Here is a 20,655-nt window from a genome sequence, read left to right on the forward strand (position 1 = left end):
CGCTCGCGCGCCAGTTCCCACCAACCAATGTTCACGAGGATTTCGCCCTATGCCAGGTTCGGATGACCGTACGCGCGCTTTCGTTTATGACCTCACCATTGCGCCCCTGTGGTGTGAGTGCTTCGACCGGCTGTTGACTGAAACGGTTTCCCTTCCAGCCAGTGGGCGCATCCTGCTGGTTGAGTGCGGCACCGGCGGACTGGCCATCGAACTGGCGCACCGACTCCGCGAGACTGGTACGGTCACAGCTAGCGACAGCAACCCAGCACGCCTTCAGATCGCGCGTGACAAATGTCAAGTCGCCCAGCTTGACAATCTGTATCTTATTGAAAGTCAAGAACTTGTAGATAATTTCACCGAAGACGGCTATGACCTTGTGGTGGGGGATGCCTCCCTTCTTCCCACCACGGCCCTTGAGCCGATGTTGGCAATGCTACGTGAGCGCGTGGGAGAAGACGGACAAGCCGTCGTCTATGTGGTTTCCCGTGGCAGCTTTGACGAGTTTTTCTCAGTCCTTTGGGAGGCGCTCTATGAATGTGACTTGGCGGAAACGCTGGCGACACCGCTTGAAGCGCTCTTGCATACCTATCCCACACTGTCCGACCTGAGCGACCAAGCGGCCGCGGTTGGGCTGCGCGGCATCCACATCACGGTTGGTAAAGAAATCTTCAAATTTGATAGCGGGCAGGATTTCCTTGACTCACCGCTCATTGCCGGCTACTGGCTCGACCGTTGGCTGGCCATTGTGCCGCCGGCGCATATCGAGACCGTCAAGGCATCGCTACAAGCCATCATTGACCGTGATTGTGGCGCGTATCCGTTTGAGGTCAGCATCAAAGCCGCTTTGCTCGTCGGTCGCATCGAACCGCCATACCTGACTGACGATGAAGACGAGGCTGACGAGGAAGCCGCAGACGACATGACCGATGACGACGACAAAATCAATCATGACGACGAACGTAACTAGCCGCCTCCAAACGACTGGCTACCGATGGAAAGCCGGGAGGTGGGCCGCCCTGCTGTTTGTGGCTTGGTTTGCTGTCGGCGGCGGGGATTGCCCAGCCACAGCCCAAGCGCCGGATGTGCGTCCGACAGATGTCGTCAGGCTCTTTGAAGCCGGACAAGATGCTCACCAGGCCGGCCAGTTGGACGAGGCGCTCCGTCTTTACGATGCGGCCCTTGCGCTCGACGACACGCTCGCACCGATTCACTTTCAGCGCGGCATGGCGCTCCTTGCACTCAAGCGCACCACGGAAGCGGTCGCAGCCTTTGAACACTGCCTAACCCATCAGCCCGATTTCTTGCGTGGCTGGCTCCACTTGGGTGCTGCCGCGCTGGCGGTCGGAGCCAACCAGCGAGCCGAGCAGGCCTATGCCAGGGCGCTTGAACTGTCACCGGAAAACCGGGAGGCGCGACTCCAACTGGCACAACTAGCACTTGCGCGCCAGGAGGCGGACAGAACGCTCGCTCTGCTCGATCCGCTTGGACTGGACGCCAAGACACCTGACGTTGATGTGTTGCGTGGGCAAGCCTATCGCCTCGGCGGGCAGATAGAACCTGCGATTGAGGCGTTTTCCCGTGTGCTTAGTCGCTTGCCGGATCATCCCGTAGCGCGCCGTGGACGGGGTGATGCCTACGCTGCCCAGGGGCGCGCCGAAGCCGCCCTCGACGACTGGCAACGGGCCTATACCGTCAATGCCACACCGGAGCTTGCCGCCGACATCATCAGCGCACTTCACCAGCTTGGCCGCCAGGATGCCGTTCGAGCGTTTATCCGTTCAGCCAGAACGCAGTTCCCCAACGATGAACGACTGGCCACCATCGAAGCCGAGTTGACCAGTGATGCCGCACTGGATGCCGCCGCCGCGCTGCTTCGGGCCGGGCGCTTTGCCGAAGCCGCGGTAGCCTATGCCCCGTTGGTAGCGCAGTCGCCGGAAGCTACCCCGCCACGCGCCGGGCTGGCCACGGCGCTCTTCAAGCTTGAGCGCTTTGCCGAAGCTGCCCAGCACTTTGAAACCCTGCGCCGCTTACAACCGGAAGTTGCCGCAACCTACTTTTTTCTGGGCGTATGTTATGACAAGATACGCGACTACAGGATGGCGCTGGCGGCTTACGAGGCCTTTCTTGCCCGCGCTGATGGCACACAAAACCGACTCGAAATCGAAAAAGTCCAACTTCGGTTGCCAAGCTTGAAGCGGCAAGCCGAACAATCGAAACCACGGAAACCATAGCTCGGCGGGATAGTCGCCGGCAGGTTTCCCTGCCGATGGAGGTGACGACGATGCAGCGTTCGACGTTGTGGTTCAATCGTGGTCAAGTACGGCGACTCCTTGGCCTCTGGCTCTGGATGGTGGTTTTAGGTGGGTTATCCTGGGGGGACGACCTGGGTAACACCGGCGCGCTTCTCCCGGACGGTCTCTCGGAAGTGGAACGTCAGTCCCTACAGAAGAAAACCAACCCCAAGGATCATGTCGAGGATTGTCTGCGGATCGGAACAAACCGTCTGGCCCTGGCAGCGGACGCGGTCAAGCGTGAAAACTTTGACGCCGCCGCCCAGGCATTGCGGGGGTACGCAAACTTGCTCGACTACTCACATGGCTACACGCAACAGATTGCCAAACCGAAGGTTCGCAATCAGATGTATCGCAAACTTGAGATTACCCTGCGCCAACACCTGCCGCTCCTGGAATGGCTGTCCAACGAGATGCCGGACTGCCACGAAAGCTGTGTGCGCCACGCGCTGAGTCGGGCCAAGACCATTCGCCGGGAATCGCTCAATGCCTTCTTTGGGGATGGCTTCCTGAAAGCAAGCACGGAAACAACCACCGAATAGTGGTCTGGCACTTGCACGATGTCCGGCCGGTTTATGCAACGCCACTGGGTGCTTGGCATCCTGTTGGCGCTCCTCATCCAGATTGGTAGCCAGGCTGGTTCAGCCCTGGCCCAGCGTCGTGGAGATACGCTCAACGAGCAGGAAATCGAGCGTATCCGCGAGGCCCAGGAAATTGACCGGCGAACTGATGTTTTCCTTAGATTGGCCAGTCGCCGCCTCGACGCGCTCGAAGGGCGTCCAGACCAACCACCCAAGCGCGAAGCGTGGGGCGATCCACCTACTGGGTCGCCACGTCAGCTCCTGACGGCTTACGCCAGCCTTCTGGAGGAACTCGCCGATAAGCTCGATGCCGTGGCCGAAACCAAAGGCGAGCAAGACCCCAAGCTGCGCAAGGCACTGGCGCGCGTCCGCCATGACATGGAAATGCATATCACGCGCCTTGAACGACTTTCCATTACCGACGACGATCTGGCGGCACGCCGTACCGCGCTCCAAATGGCGCGCCTGTTGCTTGACGGCGCCAGCGCTGCCCTGGCGAAATAGCGCATCCGAGGTACGCCCCCACCACGCTGGCCAACCTTTGACGATTTGCGTCCCCAGCCCCGATGTCTCTTGCTGAAAAACTGTCCAGCCTGCCAACTTGCCCTGGCTGTTACCTACACAAAGACAGCCGCAGCCAGGTCATTTACGTCGGCAAAGCCAAAAACCTGCGCCACCGCGTGCGGAGCTATTTTCAGTCCAGCCGCCAGCATGATCCAAAGACCCAGGAACTGGTGGCGCGCATCGCCGACTTCGAGTTCATCGTCACCGACACCGAGATCGAAGCCTTAGTTCTCGAAAGTAACCTCATCAAGCAATACAAGCCGCGCTACAACGTCCTGCTCAAGGACGACAAGCAGTATCCGCACCTGAAGCTGACGCTCAACGAGTCGTTCCCACGAGTGATCAAGACGCGGCGCGTGCTCAACGACGGCGCGCTCTATCACGGGCCTTACTTACCGGCTTCACTGGCCCACCAGACGCTCAGGCTCGTCAACCAGATGTTTCAGTTGCGGACATGTGAGATTGAGATTGATGGGCGGCGCGACCGTCCATGCCTGGAATACCACATCAAGCGCTGCCTTGGCCCATGTGTGCGCGATTTGTGCAGCAAAGCCGAATACGCTGAGGCCGTCCGCGACGTGAAGTTGTTTTTCGAGGGCAAAAACAAACAGCTCGTTGCCGAGCTACAGGCGCGGATGGAGCGAGCTTCAGAAGCGCTGCGCTTTGAGCAGGCAGCACGCTACCGCGACCAGCTTCGCCTCATCGAACGGCTGGGCGAAACCCAAAAGATGATGCTCAAAGATGCCGCCGATGTGGACATTTTTGGCTACTACCGGGACGGCGCGCGGCTGGCGTTGCAGCTTTTCACCATGCGGGAGGGGCGCATCATTGGGCGGCGCGAGTTTTTCTGGGAGGACCTTCCGCCGGATGACCGGTTTGACGCGGCGACGTTTCTCGGTGAGGCGCTGACGCAGTACTACGCGCTGGGCAACTACGTGCCGCACGAGGTTCACGCGCCACACGACTTTGCCGACCGCGATGTGCTCGAAAGCTTTTTATCCGAACGGCGCGGCGCGAAAGTGCGCATTCTGGATCCACGGCGTGGGCAAAAGCGTGAGCTGGTGGAACTGGTCGAACGCAATGCGCGGGTCGCGTTTGACCAGCGCTTCCGCACACTCAAGCCCGACTTGGCGCAGGTCCTGGACGAACTCGCCGACTCACTTGAGCTACCGCGCTTTCCGGCCCGGATTGAGTGCTTCGATATTTCGCATATTCAGGGGGCGGAAGCCGTCGCGTCACTGGTCGTCTGTGAAAACGGGCAGCCGGCCAAACCGGAGTACCGGAAGTTTCGCATCAAGACGGCGACCGGCGGCGACGATTTTGCCTCGATGCAAGAAGTTGTCCGGCGGCGCTATGCCCGCCTTTTGCGCGAAGCAAAACCGCTGCCCGATTTGGTACTTGTGGACGGGGGAAAGGGTCAGCTCAGTGCGGCCGCGCAAGCGCTGCGTGAACTTGAGCTGGAGGCGCTACCCCTGGCATCCATTGCCAAGCGCGAGGAAATCATCTTTGTCAAAGGCCGCGAACATGACCCAATCCGGCTGGAGCGCCACTCACCGATTCTGCGGCTCATTCAAATGATTCGAGATGAAGCGCACCGGTTCGCCGTGGCCTTTCACCGTCAACGGCGGACGTTACGCGATTTCGACTCGGAACTGTTATCCATCCCCGGCATTGGGCCAAAGCTCAAGACCCGCCTGCTCCGCAACCTCGGCAGCCTCGACAACATTCGGCGGGCAAGCTTGGCGGAACTGACGCCCTTTGTCGGAGAACCGCGGGCAAGGGCAATTTGGCGGCACTTCCACCCCGACGCACTCGAAAGCGCGCAGCCAGCCGCGAAGGCAGACTGAGGTGCCGGTGCAGGCTCGCCAGGTCGGGGCTAGAAACGCTTGGTCACACGCACGTCAAACCCGAAGTTCCCCTGCTGGTCACGCAGCCCAATAATCGAGAGGTTGCTACGCAAGCGGTACTCAATCAGGATGATTTGCTCCTCGGCGGTCGCCAGGTTGGTGGAGAAGGTCACGCTCAAGTCCTTCGTAATCCGACGCCCGACGGTGAGCCGCGCCGTCGGGTCACCACCCCGCCCAACCAGCAACGGGTCAATCTGAAACCGATTGATGCCAAAGAGTCGCCCGGTTTGTTCCTCGATGCGCTCGGTGAGCAGTTCAGAAAGCAGGGTCGTCGCGGCACTCACATTGGCTTGCTGGGCCGCCGTCGTTGTGTTGGCAATGTCCGGCGGTGGCAGCGTCCCAGTCGCCAGCAGCGACAGAATGCTCGATTGCGGCAGGTTTGGCTCCGAACGCAAAATGGGGTTGAAGTTGTCAGCCGTGCCAGTGAGGCCGACAATGATCCGGTAGCCCTGAATCGTGGCCTCGGCCTGGATGTCGTAGAAGGTCGTTCCAGTTGGTCCTTCGGGAATGGCGACAATGCCGCGCGTGACCTCGAAGCGGTCGTTGCGAAACTCGAGTTGCCCACGGGTGATCAAAATCCGACCAGAAACGTCCGGGTCGTCAATCGAACCGCTCAAGCGCAGTGACGCTGAGCCGACCACATCGGCAATGTTATTCCGAATAAAGAGCGTATCCGGCGCTTCTACCCGGACATCGAGCGTCGTGAAGGTATTCCGCTTCGCACGGGTCTGAAGTGAACTGCCGACCCCCCCTAGCCCAACGAACTGCGTCCGAACCAGCGTCGCCAAATCGGTGTTCGTGGTGTATTCGGCGCGCTTGATCCGCACCACGCCGCTGAGGACTTGCAGCGACTGATTCCCTTGTAACACCAGATCGCCATCCGCCAGTGAGCGGATGTCGCGTGGGTACTTGACCCGCACATTTTCCGCCCGAATCCCAAAGCGCCACCGCACATCGCTGATTCGTTCAAAAATTGCCCCGCCCGTTACCTCGACCTTGCCGCTTCCGGCATCGGCGGTCAGGGTCTCGATTTGCGCCCGGTTGGCATTGAACAACACCCGTCCGCCACCATTTTCGAGCGCCAGCGGCACGTCGGTGATGCGCAGCCCAAAGTCGTCGAGATCGGTGTAGCCGGTGAGCCGTGGATTGGCCAAGCTTCCGGCAATGGTTGCCTTGATGGTCAGCAGTCCGCGTGAGGTGATGCGCTTTGAAAAACCACGCAGGAGCTTCAAGTCCACCTTGCCATCGGCCGTCACCGTGTCGCGCCCACTCAACAACCCAAGCCGCCCGGATAGTGAAAACGACGTGGTATCGCCGGGTTCATCCCGGAGGCGAAAGTTTTTGAACTCCAGCGCGCGGTCACTCAGGCTGAACTGAAGCGGTCCGTCATTGACAATGACGTAGTTATCCGCGGCTGCGCCCAGTTCGCCCAGCGGGACGGCCAACTTGAGCGCCGAAAAATCGCCGGTCAATGCCAGCTTACTGGTTGTGAAGCCGCCTTCATCGGTCGCTGGATCAACGGCATAAAGCGGTCCCGCCAAGCGTAAACGACCAGTGACTTCGCCACTGAGGCTTTGCGGTCCAATATCGAAAATGGCGAGGAGTGGCGTGAGCGGTGTCCGGTCGAAATCAAACTGGCTTTCGACGAGGAGGGCCAATTCGCCGTCTGGATCGAGGTAGGTCACAGTGGCGTCCGAGCGGTAGGGAAAATCACGATACCGCGCGGTCAGCGTGAGCGTCGCTTTTTCACCGGCCGCATCGCTGGCTGCCGCCAGCCGCACATCCCGGAAATCATCATTGCCGACCGTGAGCTTCTCGCTGGTCGCCTTGAGTGCAAAATCAAGATGGTTGGTCAGAATTTGCCCGACCGTGGAGCGTGAACTGAAATCCAACTGGATGACGCCATCGAGCGGTATGTCCGAACGCCCCAGGGACTGACCTAGGGCCTTGGCATCGAGTCCGTTTGATTGGAGGGTCACTTCATAAGCGCCATCAGTCGGGTTGTAGCGCCCTTGACCGTTGAGGACGCCGGCCGGGAAACGGGAGACAATGCCATCAACCACCAGCCCTTGGTCACGGAATGAAACCCGCGCTTCGCCGCGCCGCAACTCACCGACTGGGGTTTTCGTGGCGGTGAGTGCCAACGTCCCCCCGCCACGGATGGTTTCCACGGCCTTGGTCCAGTCGCGCAGTGTCAATCCAGCTCGCAGGGTTGCCAGATTGGGAAGTCCCGTGAGGTCAAGATCGCCAGCGGCAATGCCCCCGGCCGCCGTCAACTGCTCGCCCACCGACTTGGTGGCTGGAATCGTCTGGAGGATTGCCCCGACCGATGCCAGCCTGAGATCATAGGCCCTGAGTTTGACTTGTGTCGGGTGCGCTTCCGTCCAGCCGCCTCCAAAACTGGCTATCACGCACCCGCCATCCGGTTGGATTAGGGAAGCTTCCGTCACCGTTAGCTGGGTGGGCGCAGCCTCGAAGTGGACGGCAGCCCGACCAATTCGTTGGTCATTGACTCGAATTTCGCCAACGCTTGCCGTTCCGCTCAAGGTCAGGGCGCGGAGGTTTCCAGAAAGCTGCCCGGTGACATCGCCCGCGCCACGCAGCTCTAACCGAGCCTCATCGGTTTGCGTTGTGAGTGCTGGAATCTTGACCCCCAACCACGTTGCCAGCGTTTGCGCCTGGGCGAGTTCAGGCGTGTGGTAATCCACCGTTGCCTCTACTTCACGTGCGCGCCAGCGATAACGTCCAGAAACAGTTAGCGTGCCTTCCCCAACACGGGCCAGAAACGGGTCAGCCTGCACGACCCCCGGGGTCAGGATGGCGCGCGCTTCAACCGAGAGCGGCAGTGGCGTGGTGTCTGGGCTGGCATCCGGCGGACGGGCCTGCCCGGTCAAGGCGGCCTGTATCCGTCCGGTTGCCTGGAGCGCATCAAGCCCAGGCCATGTCACATCCAGTTGCGCCTGTCCGCGCCCAGCCAGTGAACCGCGAGCAACGGCCAGGCGACGAGTAAGCTGTTCGACATCAAGCCCGCTGGCAGTCAGTTTGGCCATGGAACGTTCACGGGTGCCGGCTGGATAAGCCAGTCGCGCCTGCCCTTGCAACCGACCACCCAGGACGCGCGCGGTGATGTCGGTGATGTCCACGGCGACTGGCGATACGGAAACATGCGCAGCCGGGGCGTCCAGGACATACCCGGCAAAGGTCACCTGTCCGGCCTTGACATCCGCCTCCGCGCGTTTTGGGACTTGCCCAAAAGGTGTATCGAGAACGTAGGCCGCCGTCAGCCCAGCGACGGACGCGCCTCCCAGTCGCCCGGTCAGGGGTTCGAGGTTGCCCTCAAGCACGAGTCCCGTCGCGTCACCGGCCACCCGAACCGGCATCTGAACCCGGCCCGTCAACGGAAGCCCATCCAAAAGCGACTGGCTGGCTGTCGCCAGATCGAGCACGACGTAAGCATTGCCCTCGTAGCGCACGTTTTCATTCGGCCAGCGCACGGTGCCGGACAGCGTCATCTCGCCCATTGGGGTAGTGATGATTAGCGACTGGATGTTGGCGGCATCTTTTTTGACTTCGGCCGTGAGGCGCAACGTGGCGTCCCGCAACATCCGCCGCCGGCCATCCGTGGCGGTAATGCTTACCTCGCCAGCATCGAAGCCGGTTTCGACCTGAAGGGTTTGTTCATCCGCCGCGCGGCCAAAGAGATTGAAGTTACGGACTTGTCCTTGTACGCCATAGGTCTCGGCGCCAACGTTGACTAGCCCATCCCGCACGACCACCCGTCCACCGCGCAGGACTTCATCTACCAGTGGTTCATCGGGTTCGGTGGGCAGCGTCCGTTTGCGTTCCGGCATCCGAATACGCGCTAGATTCACTCCCCGCTCGTCAAAAACGATATTGAGCGTTGGATGGTCAAGCGCCGCATGACGCACTGAAAAGGCCTGTCGCCAAAGGCTTTCGACTTCGACTTCAGCCGCCAGGCGATCAGCCGTGAAGAATGGTTTGGTGTCACCCGGTAGGAAACAGGCAATTTGCCTGGCTTCGGCCGATACAGAGAACACATGCACGCGCAGTTCACCGATTTCAGCCCGCACATCGGTTTGCCGTTCGAGTTCGGCAATGAGCAGGCGGCGCGCCCAGTCGTCCAACCCGCCGCGGTTGAGCCAAACGATGCCCCACGTCAGAAGGCTGACCATCGCCAGCGTCAGGCCAAGCAATCCGATGATGACGATTCGTCTGCGTGTCAAAGCCATCAGAAAAACCTAAACCACAGAGGCTTTGGCGCTCCGCGCCACACTGCCAGTCAACGCAGCCTAGCATGGCGCGTTCCCTTTCCGCAGGGTTCCAGCCAATGGCTAGCTGCCCGGCTGAACCAGCAGATTGCCTTCTCCACAAAACCTTTGGTCAAATGGTGACCTTCGTGCCACAGCTAGCCTAACCAGTGGCGCGTCGGCTAAATCTTTTTATGCTTGCGATGAACTTTGCCTTATCCTTTGCTTATGTAGCGCCGTATAACCAGGAGAACTCTTCGTGGCACCATCTGCTGCATCAAACCTGGACTTACTCGATTTGATCCGCCGTATTGCCAGTGGGGATCAAGCCGCTCTGGGAGCCTTGTATGACGCCACCGCCCGGCAGGTTTTTGGCGTCGCAAAGCGGATCTTACGTGACGACAGTGATGCCGAAGAGGTGACGATGGCCGTCTATTTAGAGGTTTGGCGGCGCGCCAAAGACTATGAAGTGCAGCGCGGCCTTCCTATGTCCTGGCTACTGATGATGGCGCGCAGTCGCGCCATTGACAGTTTCCGCACGCGCCGTAAAGACCAGCACGTACGGATTGAGCTAGCCGAAAACGATATTGGTTGTGCGGCGTTGGAGCCGTCGGAGAGCCTGCAAGGTATCGAACAACTTTTACTTGAGGCGCAACAGGGCGACCTTGTTCGTAAGGCAATTCAGACGCTGTCGCCCGATCAGCGGCAGGTGATTGAGCTTACGTTTTTCGGAGGCTTGACCAATCAGGAAGTTGCCGATTACCTGGCCGTGCCACTGGGCACGGTCAAAGGGCGCATCCGATTGGCGCTTCAGCACTTACGACGCCGGCTAGAGCCAGCGATGAGAAAGGGATGGCTATGACAAACGCTGACTGGGGCGAGACGGAGCAACCACTGGAAGGGCTGCTTGGCTATGTGCTCGAAACCTTGGACGCAAGTGAGCGCCAAGCCATCGAGGAGGCCCTGGTGAATGATCTCTGGATGCGTGGCGAAGGGCTGGAGATCATCCGTCAGATAGCAGCTCACGTGCTGGAAGCGCAGGCGGTGGACGCCCCCCCAGCCCATCTGCGCGAACGATTGATGTCAGCCATTAGCCGTCAGCCATCTGATTCGGCAACAACGCCACCAGAGGCTATTGCCTATTCAACGCTTGCGCGCGCCAGTGACGCAGCTTGGATACCCTGGCGCAAGGGTTGGACGACACGACTGCTCTACCAAAACAAGACGGAAGACCTCATTGTGGCGGTGGTTCGCGCTGAACCAGGCGTTGCCTTGCCACCACATCGGCATAATAGGGCGGAAGAAGTGTTTGTCCTCGAAGGCGATTTGACCATCGGCGAAGCCGTGTTTGGACCAGGCGATTACATTCGGTCGGAAGCCGGCACGCTCCATGCAGCCAACTTCACAACCACGGGATGCCTGATTCTGGTTCGCCGGTCACTCGCTGAATGCCAGGCCGAGATGTCAGACTAAGCAGCCGTTGTTTTTTAGAGAGACCGGCAGGGGCGCGTTCAGCTACCCAGACGACCGACCAGACAACGAACAGAGGTGTAGGCTTATTGCCTGCGGCTACTATGCGATGCGGGCTGTCTGGTGCTATCGCACCAAGTCGCCCGCCGCGCTCATTGACAATGCGGATTGCTTGAAAGACGCAGTAACTGGGAGGCTCGACAACCGCTTGGCATCAATCAAGTATCAAGCAGCAACGGATTTCTCTGGCTCGATAATCTCATTGCCACGGCCAAACATGAACCGCGTTGGGTGATCGCGCATGATTTTGTCCTGCAACCGCATCAACCCATACAGCAGCGCCTCTGGCCGCGGGGGGCAGCCCGGCACATAGACATCTACCGGGATCACCCGATCAACCCCCTGCAATGTCGAATAGGTGTTGAAGGGCCCACCCACATTCGAGCAAGAACCCATTGAAATCACCCACTTCGGGTCTGGCATCTGCTCGTAAACGCGGCGGACGACCGGGGCCATTTTGAGCGTGACGGTGCCGGCAACAATGATGAGGTCAGACTGACGCGGGCTTGGACGAAAGACCCCTGCGCCAAAACGGTCGAGATCAAACCGCGATGCCCCGGTTGCCATCATCTCGATGGCACAGCAAGCCAAACCAAATGTCATCGGCCACAGGGCCGACTTACGCGCCCAGTTGAAAATGTAATCAACTGATGACAACACCAAGCCAGGAGCCTCTTCGCGCACCATATTTGCCATCCTTTCAAATCTTTTGTTTAGCCCTTGCGTTTGCCAGCCAGCCTGCGCAGTCCAGCCTGCGCAGTCCAGCCTGCGCAACGGCAAACCCCATCCGTCACTCATTACACCCAGTCAAGCGCTCCCTTGCGCCAGGCGTAGTAGTAACCAACGATCAGAATGCCGATGAAAATAAATGCCTCAATCAAGCCAAACAGAGCGAGTTGGTCGTAGATGACGGCCCAGGGAAAGAGAAAAATTGTTTCCACGTCAAAAATCAGGAACAACATGGCAATGATGAAGTAACGCACCGAAATGCGCTCACGGGCGTCGCTGACCGGGTCAACACCGCACTCGTAGGCCATCATCTTTTCAGGCGTCATGACCGTTCGGCGGAAGAACCGCCCAACCGTCAGCGCGCCAAGTGGGATCGCCAAGGCAATGACAAAAAGGATGACAATCGGTATGTAGCCCATGATGGGGCCGCGTACCGGGGTGTCCACTGCCGCTTGTTGCAAGAGAAAGAAAACCGTAGAAACCATAGTGCGCAGACAATGGGCGATGCGCGGGTGACTTTCTGTAACACAGCATACGCTGACGGAAGCCACCCGGCGGCGCGCGCCTCGTTGGGCTTATTCCACAACTGCTTATCCAGTTGTGACCTCTTCGGTTACGGTTACTCGGTCGCGGCTGGCGGCGCTTCACTCGCTGGCGCTTCCGGCTCCGTGCTCGGCGCGGCATTCAGTGGGGCACTGCTTTGGGCAGTGGCAGCCGGGGCTGGCGGTTCCTTGGTATCTTTCGTTTGCCGCGTGTCCAGCTCGCGGATGCGCGCGGCCTTGCCACGCAGCTTGCGGAGGTAGTACAGCTTCGCCCGGCGCACCCGTCCACGGCGAACAACTTCAATCTTGTCAATGCTTGGTGAGTGAAGCGGGAAAATCCGCTCGACGCCGATCCCAAAGCTCACCTTGCGGACGGTGAAGGTCTCGCGCACGCCGCCGTGCTTACGGGCAATGACCACGCCTTCAAAAACCTGGATGCGCTCTTTTTCACCTTCCTTGATCTTGACGTGGACACGCACCGTATCCCCGGCAATAAAGGATGGGTGCTGGCGTAAGTAGGTTTGTTCAACGGCTTGCAATTCGGGCTTAATCATCGGTTTCTCATTCCTCTCGCTGTAGTCATAGGTTGCATTCCACGGGCTGGGTCACCGGAGGTGGCGTGTGTAACAGTTCCGTCAGCAAACGGCGGTCCGTGTCATCCAGGCGGGTCGGATCGGCCAGCAGGTCGGGGCGATGGCAGAGGGTTTTACGTAAGGCTGCCCGCCGCCGCCATAGCTCAACTTCCGCGTGGTTGCCGGTGAGCAGTTCAGCCGGGACGGCGTGGCCACGGTAGCGTGCCGGGCGGGTGTACACCGGATAATCCAGCCGTCCGGTCTGAAACGACTCATGCTGGGCTGACGTTGGGCTGCCCAGTACATCTGGCCGCAGTCGAATCACGGCATCCATGACCACCATGGCCGCCGGTTCACCCCCGCTCAACACGTAGTCGCCAATTGACAGCTCTTCCGTGGCTAGATATTGCGCCACCCGCTCATCCACGCCTTCATAGCGGCCGCAAATCAATACGACCTGGGACGACTGGCTCAGGCGGTAGGCAGCGGCTTGGTCAAAGCGGCGACCCTGGGGCGTCAGCAAAACAATGGATGGGTTCGGTTGGTGATGCGTCAGTGCCTCGACCGCGCGAAAGATTGGCTCTGGCTTGAGCACCATCCCATCTTCTCCGCCATACGGGCGGTCATCCACGATGCGGTGGCGGTCATAGGTCCAGTCCCGCAGGTCATGGACGGCCACGTCGACCTGCCGCCGCTCACGAGCGCGACGCACAATGCCATGCGCCAGGAAACCATCGAAGAAGGTCGGAAATATCGTGAGTACGTCGAACCGCATCATTGCTTAGGCCGCTGCCTACATTCCCGCCTGAATGAGCCGTTGGCCGCCTCCCTTACTTCAGTCAAATAAACCTTCCGGTGGCGCAATCCGAATGCGTTTAGCCGTCACATCCACATCCGGGCAAATCGCGCGCACAAACGGCACAAGGTGTTCCTGGCGCTGCCCATCCGGGTGGACTCGCTCAACAACCAGCACGCCACCGCCGTATGGCGCAAAGTCCACAACTGTCCCGACACCTTCCCCACTCATCAACTCAACCTGGCAACCGATCAAATCATCATAAAAAAACTCGTCGGGTGGCGGCGTCACCCGCGCCGAGAGCGGCACGCACACTTGGCAGCCGGTCAGCGGTTCAACGTCATTGATGTGGTTCAGTCCGACAAACTTCAGAATGACATTGTTTTTATGAAACCAAGCCCGCTCAATCACAGCGGGCCGCGCCGCGCCACGGGCTGGACGCAGCCACACCGACAGGCCAGCAGCAAACCGCTCTGGATAGTCGCTCAGGGAAATCGCTACCACCTCGCCGCGCAGCCCACGCGGGCGACGAATAGCCGCGATGGTGACGAGTTCCTCGCTGGGTGGCAGCGCCTGGTTCATGGCCAGCGTCATTCGACAACCTCAAGCAGTACCCGGCGGGACACGCCCGCGCTGGTGGACGACAACAAGCTGCGGAGCGCCATGATGGTGCGTCCTTGGCGGCCAATAACCTTTCCGACATCGGGTGGTGCAACCGTCAGCTTGACCAGGAGCGTCTGCCCCTGAAGTTCGGCCGATGCCGACACAGCCTCTGGGGCGTCCACCAGCCCGCGCGCCAAGTGCTCTACCAAACGAACCACGTCCACCATGACCATCCAGCCACCCTGATAATCCAGCCCGGTGGGGCCCAGTGCGAGCGTTCCCACGGGCAGGCGTCGTTGATTCGACGATACCTTACTCTACTCGCCTCATGCCTTGGACGCAGCCGTAGCGGCTTCGGCTTCACGCCGCGCCCGCGCAATTAATGCCCGTACCGTATCGGATGGTTGCGCGCCGCACTTGAGCCAGTAATCCACCCGATCAAGCTTGATAACGAGCTTTTCTGGGTCAGTCAGGGGATCGCGATAGCCGAGAATCTCGATAAAACCACCATCCCGCTTCGAGCGTTTTTCAGCCACGACGATTCGATAAAATGGCCGCCGATGCGCACCACGGCGCGTCAAACGAATGGAAAGCACCGCTCTGTTCCTCCACCACTGGTTGAAAAAAGTTATTTCCCGACGTGGGCTGGCAGCCTTGGCTGCCAAGTCACATCACTTCCGTTTCTTCTTTTTCGACGGCGTGTGCTGCTTGCTGCGTTTTCCGCCACCCATGCCACCGCCGAATCTCATGCCGCCACCGCCGCCGCCACGCGGGCCGGTCGGGAGCAGTCCGCCCAGTCCACCACCCATCCCACCACCAAACAGCCCGCCCAAGCCACCAAACAGTCCGCCACGGGTCATCTGCTGCATCATGCGCCGCATCATGGAAAACTCGTTTAGAAGCTCTTCGACTTTGCGTACCGGCATTCCGCTACCTCTGGCCACGCGCTTGCGCCGGGACAGTGTTTTGGCCAGCAGCGTATGATCCTCTCGCTCTTGCTTCGTCATCGAGTTGATGATGGCTTCGGTTTCCTTAAGCTTCCGCTGCATCATCTGCGTTTGCTGGGGTGTCATCCGTAAGTTCAGGCCTGGCAGTAGTCCATCGGGAAGCATTCCTAACAGCTTATCGAGTGAACCGAGCTTGCCGACTTGCCGCAACTGGGCCCGGTAGTCCTCCAGCGTGAAGCGGTTTTCCAGCATCCGCTGCTGGAGCCGAACCGCTTCAGCCTCATCTACCTCCTGCTGCACTTTTTCAATAAGCGAGAGCACATCCCCCATGCCCAGGATGCGTTGCGCAATCCGGTCGGGGTAAAAGGATTCAAGCGCGTCGTATTTCTCTCCGACCCCAACAAACTTGATGGGTTGGCCGATCATGCTCCGAATGGAGAGGGCGGCCCCACCGCGGGCGTCACCATCCATTTTCGACAAGACGACGCCGGTCAGCCCGATGCGCTCATGAAACTCGGTCGCGCTGCGGACTGCGTCCTGACCAATCATCGCATCGGCGACGAACAGTGTTTCAATCGGATTGAGCTCAGACTTGAGCTGGGCAAGCTCCGTCATCAGCTCGTCGTCAATATGCAGCCGCCCGGCGGTATCCACCAGGAGCGTGTCAAAGCCACGCAACTGAGCGTCCCGATAGGCCGCGCGGGCCAGTGCAAGGGGATCATTGGTCGTGGCATCCTCATAGACCGGCACCCCAATCGCCTTGCCAATGACTGACAACTGATCACGCGCCGCCGGGCGGTACACATCCACAGAAACCAGAAGTGGGTGGCGCTTGCGCTGTTGCGCCAAGAACCGGGCGATTTTGCCGGTCGAGGTGGTTTTACCCGACCCTTGCAACCCAACCATCAAGATGACGTTAGGATTGTGCGCCGTGAACGTCACCTCTGAAGCGTCTCCGCCGAGCAGCTCAACCATCTCATCAAACACGATTTTGACGACTTGTTGAGCCGGTGACAGGGACTGCCAAACTTCTTGTCCAAGTGCTTTTTCCTTGACCCGCTCAACAAACTGCTTGACGACACCGTAGTTGACATCCGCTTCCAGCAACGCGATCCGAATGTCACCCATCGCCGCGGTAATGTGCGCTTCCGTGAGTTTGCTCTCGCCACGAAGCGTTTTGAGCGTTTTTTTCAGTTTTTCCGAAAGCGTCTCAAACATTGGCGGTCCTCCCCCACTTTTTGAAAGCTGCGTTGAGCAGACAGTCGGCGGCCAGGCTTCCACAAAGGAAAGCGGTGAGGATAACGACTGGCGCCACCTGCGTCAAGCGCCGCCCAAAGCAGTCCTCGCTCCGGCGCCACCAACCGGTTGCTCGCCAACGCTGACGACAAGTCACTGGTGACTTTGACTGGGCAGGAACGGATTGGATAGCTAGACTTACCTCCCCCTCTGCACTTGCTTGGGCGCACCCCGCCCAGTCAGCCCCCTAGCTCGTCACCGGGTTCAACCTAGCGACATGGCTCAACGACTTTTGCCTTCTACCATTGGTCTCGCCCTCAGCGGCGGCGGACCACGCGGACTTGCGCACATCGGCGTTGTCAAAGCGCTCGAAAGCTATGGCATGGTGCCGTCCTTCATTGCCGGCACCAGCGCCGGCAGCATTGTCGGCGCGATGCTGGCAGCCGGGATGTCGTGGCAAGAGATGCGCGCCATTGCGGCTTCGACCTTCTGGCCCGAGCTGTTTGATGGCAAAAACCTGGAACGCTTTTGCGCCCAGCACTTACCGGCAACCTTTGACAAGCTTGCCCGCCCCTTCGTTGCGGTTGCCAGCGAGTGGCCGTCACGGCGGCTGGTCGTCTTGCGGGAAGGTGACTTGCCCAGCGCCATTAGCGCCAGTTGCGCCCTGCCTGGCGTGCGGCGACCGGTCATCCGCGATGGGCTTTCCCTGCTCGATGGCGGCATGGCGTGTCCCCTGCCGTCCGCGCCAGCGCGCGACTTGGGTGCCACCTACATTATTGCATCAGACGTGCTGGGCATATCTTCCGTTTTGCGCGCGGTCGGCGTCGAGCCTACCGCGCCGACGGTCAGACGCTTTTTCCCGCGCCACTACCGACAGGCGCTCGATGCGGCGGATGTGCTCGTGTCACCAGCGATTCCACTTGCCGGGATGCTACCCATCGGCAGCGGCCTCGATGCCGTGATTGCCGCCGGAGAAGCGGCAACTCACGCCATGCTTGGTTGTCAGCTCAAACAGAGCGCCCAAGTCGCCTAGCCAGACGCTTGACTGCCACCTTCAATGACCTTCAGTCGCCCCCGTGCAGGTGGTTGTTCCGGGATGAGCGATGAAAAAAGCAGGCGCTCTTGGAAAGTACCGACACTGGCTTTTGGGCCTGAAGTTGCCCCAGGCGCTTCCGGCAGGTGAAAAACCTTGCGGGGACTGCGCACTTGTGAAGAGGTTGCGAGCCTTTCAGCGCGGATTGCCTGGAACGGAGATAGCTTCTTCGTCGCCGGCCTCCTCAGTTACGGCTGAAAGCAAAACGGATTGCGCATCAGCCGGGGAAAGTGCTTCCAACTGACGTTCGAGTTCCAGAATGGCCAGACGACGGTTGAAGACGGCTCCGACCAGAAACACAAATGCAATGACATACATCCAGACCAGCAACACAATGACCGTCCCAATGCTGCCGTAAATGCGTCCGTAGGCACTGAAGTTGGCCACATAGATACCGAAGCCAAAGGTTGCCAGTCCCCAGAGCGTGGTAGCAAAGACGGCCCCGGGCAAGATATGCCGCCAGCGTGGTGGGCGACTTGGGGCCAAGCGATAGAGGAGCATTTGAATCAGAAAGACGCTCATCACGATGAAAACCCACCGCGCGGCGGCCCAGACATAGCCAAAGGTCAGGCTGCCACCGCTGAGGCGGGTGATGATACTTTCGAGGTGTGCGCCAACCACGCCGGCAACCGAAACCAGCACCAGTGGAAGGCCGACCACAAAGACCAGCTCCAGACACAAAAGCTGCTCTCGCCAAAATGAGCGGCGGGGTGAGATGTTGTAGATGCGGTCCAACGCCCGCGACAGCGTCGCAATCAGGCCAATGGCTGGCAAGAGCGTTGCGAAAAACGACAGCAGCGCGACTTGTCCGGGACGGCCTTGCATGAGTTGCTGCAAGTAGGCTTCCACGACGCTAAAGGTGCCCGGCGGCATGATGCGCTGCAAGCCACTCAGAATCACGCCAGTCTGCTCGCTCCCCAGCGCCGCAAAGGCCGCCACGAAAAACAACAGCAAAGGGAAAAAGGTGAGAACAAATGAGTAAGCAGCTTCCTTGGCAAAGCCGATGCAGTCGTAATCAAGCGTGTCAAGGATCGTTTTCCAGAGAAGGCGACGGAACTGTGCAAGCCGACCCATGGCAACCTACCTCGTGCGCACTGGCTCGTTTGCCGTGGCCTGTTTGCCCTAACTTGACTTACAGAGCCGTGTTGTCCGGCACAACGGCGTCTTTGGGGATGATAATGATGCCATCCCGGATGAAGTAATTTGGTCCATCGGCCTCTTTGATCCCGCTTTCATTGAGCAGGCGCACATTGTTTCCAATGCGAGCGCCCTTATCGAGAATGGCATTGCGAATGCTACAGAATTTTCCAACGCCAATGTCTGGCCGCCCGGCCGCGCGGTTTTCCCGAAGGTCATCGAGCGTTTCATATTCGTCCGCGCCCATCATGAGCACGTGGTCAAAGTTTGTTCCGCTTTCCACCCGGCTGCGAATCCCCACAATCGAGCGCCGAATCGTCGCCTCATTGATGATACAGCCCTCATTCACAATCGAGTTGATGATTTGCGCGTTGCGCACCTTGGTGCCCGGCAGAAAGCGTGGACGGGTATAAATAGGCGCGACCATGTCGAAGAAGTTGAAGCGCGGCAACACATCGGTCAACTCGATATTGGCGCGGAAAAACGCGCTGATCGTCCCGATGTCTTCCCAATAGCCGTCAAAGAGGTAGGCCCCGACCTGATGGGTTTCGAGCGCATGCGGAATGACTTCCTTGCCAAAGTCCACCCGGTTGGTGTCTTGGAGCAAGGCCTCCAAGACATCCATTTTGAATACATAAATCCCCATGGAAGCCAAGTAGGGGCGTTTGGCGGCTTCTTCCGCAGACAGACCGAAGCGCGTCGTGTCAACCCGCATGCTTTCCAGCGCCGCGCCGGTCGGCTTTTCCCGGAACTCAACCACGCGCCCGGCTTCATCCACTTTGAGCAAGCCGAATTCCGAAGCGTCGTCGGGCGGGATCGCCGTGACGGAAACCGTGATGTCGTTGCCAAATGACTCATGGTAAGCAAGGAACTTGGCGTAATCCATGCGGTAGAGATGGTCGCCCGACAGAATGAGAATCGTCGTCGCATGGGTGCTTTTCAAGTGCCGGAAGTTTTGCCGAACGGCGTCGGCCGTTCCCTGAAACCAGTCGGGATTTTCCGGCGTTTGTTCGGCGGCCAGAATTTCGACGAAACCGTTCGCAAACTGGCTGAAGCGATAGGTGCGGGCAATATGCCGGTTGAGTGAGGCTGAGTTGAACTGCGTCAAGACCAGAATCCGGGCAATACCGGCGTTGATGCAGTTACTAACGGGGATGTCAATCAAGCGATACTTCCCGCCTAGCGGGACAGCCGGTTTCGAGCGTTCACGGGTCAGCGGATAAAGCCGCGTCCCCTTGCCGCCACCTAAAATGACAGCCAGAACTTTTTCCATTGCGCCAATCATTGGGGTACTCCAAAAAAGCTATGCCATTTTCCTGTGCTATTTTCCTTGGTATGACGATCCCCGATAGCGCCCAGAACTAATCTTGCGCTTTTGGCAACCGAGGGCGGGGCGTCACGAATAACCGGCGGTGGCGGTGCGTCCAGGGGCGGCGACTGCGCGTCACCCGCGGCGTTGCCAGGCCACGGCGGAGCGCCGCCACCTCAGTCGTCAGCCGCTCGATTTGAGCGCGCATGTATCGCTGCTCCACTTCCATTTTTTCCATCACATCAATCGAACGGGACTGGATATTCAACAATCGCCCCACTGTCTGCTGAAATGAGTTGACAATGCGCGTCCCCACTTCAGCGAACAAACGCTCGACGCATTCAGAGACATAGGCCTCAAAGTGTTCTCTGGCTTCGTGTTCTCTGGCTTCGCCACCAGAACGTGTGGCAGCCTTCAGGGCAGAGATGCCCGGCGCATCACCCGACCGGGCATCAGAAGACAGTTCCTTAGACATTGGACTGAAACTACTCATCATTTGGATTTTTGGCTTCAGCTCCTGCGCGTTGAGCGTAGAGGCTGTACGCATGCT

20 protein-coding genes are annotated in these 20,655 nt (G+C 59.4%); 8 read left to right on the forward strand and 12 right to left on the reverse strand.

Annotated features, from left to right (window positions below):
• Positions 1–49 precede the first annotated feature (49 nt).
• The 5 genes from J8C06_RS08430 to uvrC all read left to right on the forward strand — a co-directional run bounded on the left by J8C06_RS08430 (position 50) and on the right by uvrC (position 5,283).
• On the forward strand, positions 50–967 hold the full coding sequence (locus J8C06_RS08430; protein ID WP_211428270.1) for a methyltransferase domain-containing protein: 918 nt from the start codon (positions 50–52) through the stop codon (positions 965–967).
• Positions 948–2,231: a tetratricopeptide repeat protein gene (locus tag J8C06_RS08435; RefSeq protein ID WP_211428271.1), complete on the forward strand. Its 1,284-nt coding sequence runs from the start codon at positions 948–950 to the stop codon at positions 2,229–2,231. The genes J8C06_RS08430 and J8C06_RS08435 overlap by 20 nt, the downstream gene beginning before the upstream one ends.
• 50 nt (positions 2,232–2,281) lie before the next feature.
• Positions 2,282–2,833 (forward strand): hypothetical protein, encoded by a 552-nt coding sequence (locus J8C06_RS08440; RefSeq protein ID WP_211428272.1) that lies wholly within the window; start codon positions 2,282–2,284, stop codon positions 2,831–2,833.
• 33 nt (positions 2,834–2,866) lie between these two features.
• Entirely contained in the window at positions 2,867–3,376 is a 510-nt protein-coding gene (locus tag J8C06_RS08445; protein WP_211428273.1) for a hypothetical protein, read from the forward strand.
• A 62-nt stretch (positions 3,377–3,438) separates the two neighbouring features.
• A complete protein-coding gene (uvrC, locus tag J8C06_RS08450) occupies positions 3,439–5,283 on the forward strand; it encodes an excinuclease ABC subunit UvrC (RefSeq protein ID WP_211428274.1) in 1,845 nt (614 codons plus the stop codon).
• A 29-nt stretch (positions 5,284–5,312) separates the two neighbouring features.
• Here uvrC and J8C06_RS08455 read toward each other — a convergent pair whose 3' ends face one another.
• Positions 5,313–9,593 carry a translocation/assembly module TamB gene (locus J8C06_RS08455; RefSeq protein WP_211428275.1) on the reverse strand — a complete coding sequence of 1,427 codons (4,281 nt, stop codon included), beginning with the start codon at positions 9,591–9,593 and terminating at the stop codon, positions 5,313–5,315.
• Positions 9,594–9,870: 277 nt separating this feature from the next.
• Here J8C06_RS08455 and J8C06_RS08460 point away from each other — a divergent pair, with 277 nt between their 5' ends.
• On the forward strand, positions 9,871–10,473 hold the full coding sequence (locus J8C06_RS08460; RefSeq protein ID WP_211428276.1) for a sigma-70 family RNA polymerase sigma factor: 603 nt from the start codon (positions 9,871–9,873) through the stop codon (positions 10,471–10,473).
• Positions 10,470–11,084, forward strand: coding sequence for a cupin domain-containing protein (locus J8C06_RS08465; RefSeq protein WP_211428277.1), 615 nt, complete (start codon positions 10,470–10,472; stop codon positions 11,082–11,084). The genes J8C06_RS08460 and J8C06_RS08465 overlap by 4 nt, the downstream gene beginning before the upstream one ends.
• 222 nt (positions 11,085–11,306) lie before the next feature.
• On the opposite strand, the gene J8C06_RS08470 is transcribed toward J8C06_RS08465, so the two are convergent.
• From J8C06_RS08470 to ffh, 8 genes are all read right to left on the reverse strand, one after another.
• On the reverse strand, positions 11,307–11,828 hold the full coding sequence (locus J8C06_RS08470; RefSeq protein ID WP_211428278.1) for an NADH-quinone oxidoreductase subunit B: 522 nt from the start codon (positions 11,826–11,828) through the stop codon (positions 11,307–11,309).
• A 110-nt stretch (positions 11,829–11,938) separates the two neighbouring features.
• Positions 11,939–12,355 carry an NADH-quinone oxidoreductase subunit A gene (locus tag J8C06_RS08475; RefSeq protein ID WP_211428279.1) on the reverse strand — a complete coding sequence of 139 codons (417 nt, stop codon included), beginning with the start codon at positions 12,353–12,355 and terminating at the stop codon, positions 11,939–11,941.
• Between the two features lie 134 nt (positions 12,356–12,489).
• Positions 12,490–12,966: a 50S ribosomal protein L19 gene (gene rplS, locus J8C06_RS08480; RefSeq protein ID WP_455423693.1), complete on the reverse strand. Its 477-nt coding sequence runs from the start codon at positions 12,964–12,966 to the stop codon at positions 12,490–12,492.
• A 25-nt stretch (positions 12,967–12,991) separates the two neighbouring features.
• Complete coding sequence (gene trmD, locus J8C06_RS08485) at positions 12,992–13,762, reverse strand: tRNA (guanosine(37)-N1)-methyltransferase TrmD (protein ID WP_455423694.1); 771 nt, start codon at positions 13,760–13,762, stop codon at positions 12,992–12,994.
• Positions 13,763–13,819: 57 nt separating this feature from the next.
• Entirely contained in the window at positions 13,820–14,374 is a 555-nt protein-coding gene (gene rimM, locus J8C06_RS08490; RefSeq protein ID WP_211428280.1) for a ribosome maturation factor RimM, read from the reverse strand.
• Positions 14,371–14,667, reverse strand: a complete 297-nt coding sequence (locus J8C06_RS08495) for a KH domain-containing protein (RefSeq protein WP_246602011.1) — start codon at positions 14,665–14,667, stop codon at positions 14,371–14,373. The genes rimM and J8C06_RS08495 overlap by 4 nt, the downstream gene beginning before the upstream one ends.
• Positions 14,668–14,709: 42 nt before the next feature.
• Entirely contained in the window at positions 14,710–14,979 is a 270-nt protein-coding gene (gene rpsP, locus J8C06_RS08500; protein ID WP_211428281.1) for a 30S ribosomal protein S16, read from the reverse strand.
• 75 nt (positions 14,980–15,054) lie between these two features.
• On the reverse strand, positions 15,055–16,548 hold the full coding sequence (gene ffh / locus J8C06_RS08505) for a signal recognition particle protein (RefSeq protein WP_211428282.1): 1,494 nt from the start codon (positions 16,546–16,548) through the stop codon (positions 15,055–15,057).
• A gap of 310 nt (positions 16,549–16,858) precedes the next feature.
• Here ffh and J8C06_RS08510 point away from each other — a divergent pair, with 310 nt between their 5' ends.
• Positions 16,859–17,599 (forward strand): patatin-like phospholipase family protein, encoded by a 741-nt coding sequence (locus J8C06_RS08510; RefSeq protein WP_211428283.1) that lies wholly within the window; start codon positions 16,859–16,861, stop codon positions 17,597–17,599.
• Between the two features lie 195 nt (positions 17,600–17,794).
• On the opposite strand, the gene J8C06_RS08515 is transcribed toward J8C06_RS08510, so the two are convergent.
• The 3 genes from J8C06_RS08515 to J8C06_RS08525 form a co-directional block, all read right to left on the reverse strand.
• The gene (locus tag J8C06_RS08515) at positions 17,795–18,733 is read right to left on the reverse strand and encodes a YihY/virulence factor BrkB family protein (protein ID WP_211428284.1); all 939 of its coding nucleotides are present in this window, start codon (positions 18,731–18,733) and stop codon (positions 17,795–17,797) included.
• A gap of 58 nt (positions 18,734–18,791) precedes the next feature.
• On the reverse strand, positions 18,792–20,069 hold the full coding sequence (locus J8C06_RS08520) for a glucose-1-phosphate adenylyltransferase (protein ID WP_211428285.1): 1,278 nt from the start codon (positions 20,067–20,069) through the stop codon (positions 18,792–18,794).
• Between the two features lie 88 nt (positions 20,070–20,157).
• Positions 20,158–20,580: a hypothetical protein gene (locus J8C06_RS08525; protein ID WP_211428286.1), complete on the reverse strand. Its 423-nt coding sequence runs from the start codon at positions 20,578–20,580 to the stop codon at positions 20,158–20,160.
• Positions 20,581–20,655: the final 75 nt, after the last annotated feature.

Origin of the sequence: Chloracidobacterium validum (genome assembly GCF_018304825.1) — a bacterium.
Lineage (GTDB): Bacteria > Acidobacteriota > Blastocatellia > Chloracidobacteriales > Chloracidobacteriaceae > Chloracidobacterium > Chloracidobacterium validum.